Below are 1793 nucleotides of genomic sequence, written 5' to 3'. Positions count from 1 at the left end.
CAGGCGCTCATCACCGCGCCCGCCGATCCGGAGTTCAGGAGTTGTCGACGACCAGCGCGCCGGCGATGGCGGCCATGAACGCGTCCTTGGCCAGGGACATGCCCTCCTGGCTGGGGCGGATGCCGTCGGCCTCGGTCATCTCCGGGTTGCGGAAGTACATCGCCAGCAGGCCCGCCGAGAAGACGCCGAGCGCCGCGCCGGCGATGCGACGGGGCACCACCGGGGTGAGCAGGGCGGCGCCGATGCCGATCTCCGAGTAGGCGACGAACTTGCCGAAGGTGTCCGGATCCATCTGCTTCACGGCGGGCACGCCCGTGGCGGCGAAGCCCTGCAGGCCCTGTGCGGCCTCGGTCGGCATACCGCGCTTGCTCAGGCCGGAGTTGAGGACGAAAGCGCCGGTGACGCCGCGGAGGATCGCGTTGGACAGGCTCATCGGTTTCTCCTTTGATCGTTGTCGCGTGTGCGTTCGTACACCACTTTGGTGACGTGACATCGAACAGGTTAGCTCAGGCGGGTCCGAACGCCACATCTCAGGGGAGTCACCGTATCCCTCTGCGGGCGCGGGCGCACGGACACGGGCGTGCGCTCTGATGCGGGCCGCGGCGCGGATGCGAAAGGGGCCCGGTGATGCGAAAGTCTGAAGGTATGAGTACCACGAGCCGCGACATCACCGATAAGCCCGACTCGGATGCCGACCCCGATTACGGTAAGCCCGAGTCGCCCACCTCGCTGAAGGGCAGCGCGTGGAAGATCGGGATCAAGCGCGCCCTCTCCGAGTTCTCCAGGGACAAGTGCACCGATCTCGCCGCGAGCCTGACCTACTTCGCGGTGCTGTCCTTGTTCCCCGCCCTGCTCGCGGTGGTCTCGCTGCTCGGCGTGTTCGGGCAGGGCCAGGCCACGGTGGACGCGGTGATGGAACTGCTCGAGGGTGCCGCCCCCGAGGAGACCCTCGCCGCGCTGCGCGGGCCGATCGAGTCGGTCGTCAACACCCCGGCCGCCGGCATCGCCCTCATCACCGGTCTCGCCGGTGCGCTGTGGTCGGCTTCGGGCTACGTCGGCGCGTTCGGCCGGGCGATGAACCGCATCTACGAGATCGAGGAGGGACGGCCCTTCTGGAAGCTCAAGCCCGTCACCGTCCTGCTGACCGCGGTCCTGCTGCTCCTGGTCTGTCTCGCCGGGCTCATCCTGGTCGTGAGCGGACCGATCGCCGAATGGGCCGGGAATCTGATCGGTCTGGGGGAGACGGCCGTGACCGTGTGGGGGATCGCCAAGTGGCCGGTGCTCGTCCTCGTCGTCGTCGTCATCCTGGCCGTGCTCTACGGATTCGCGCCCAACGTCAAGCAGCCGAAGTTCCGCTGGATCTCGATCGGCGCCGTCATCGCCCTGATCGTGTGGGCGGTCGCGACCGGCGGCTTCGTCTTGTACGTGACCAACTTCAGCAGCTACAACGCCACGTACGGCTCCCTCGCAGGCGTCATCATCTTCCTGCTCTGGCTGTGGATCACCAATAACGCACTGCTGTTCGGGGCGGAGGTCGACGCCGAGGTCGAGCGGGCCCGTGAGCTGCAGGCGGGGATGCACGCGGAGGAGACCATCCAGCTCCCGCCGCGCGACACCACGGCGAGCGACAAGGCGGCCGAGAAGCACCAGCAGACCGTCGACGACGCGGCCGACGTCCGCCGCGAGGCGCAGGCGGAGGAGGCCCGCCACCGCGACTGACCCTGTCGGTCCGGTTCGCGCGTCCGCTCGGCCCCGCCCCGCCTCCGCTCGGCTCCGCCCCGCCTTCGTCCACA

At 68.8% G+C, this 1793-nt stretch carries 2 protein-coding genes; one reads left to right on the top strand and one right to left on the bottom strand.

All coding sequences use genetic code 11. The features are described from left to right. Positions 1-34: 34 nt before the first annotated feature. Positions 35-433, bottom strand: coding sequence for a hypothetical protein (locus G6030_RS12530; RefSeq protein ID WP_182643342.1), 399 nt, complete (start codon positions 431-433; stop codon positions 35-37). A 212-nt stretch (positions 434-645) separates the two neighbouring features. Here G6030_RS12530 and G6030_RS12525 point away from each other — a divergent pair, with 212 nt between their 5' ends. Next, entirely contained in the window at positions 646-1719 is a 1074-nt protein-coding gene (locus tag G6030_RS12525) for a YihY/virulence factor BrkB family protein (RefSeq protein ID WP_182643341.1), read from the top strand. Positions 1720-1793: the final 74 nt, after the last annotated feature.

The organism is Dietzia sp. E1, from assembly GCF_014145015.1.
In the GTDB taxonomy this organism is placed as follows: domain Bacteria; phylum Actinomycetota; class Actinomycetes; order Mycobacteriales; family Mycobacteriaceae; genus Dietzia; species Dietzia cinnamea_A.
Note: the sequence above shows the minus strand (reverse complement) of the source record. Positions and strands in the feature narration are given on the sequence as shown.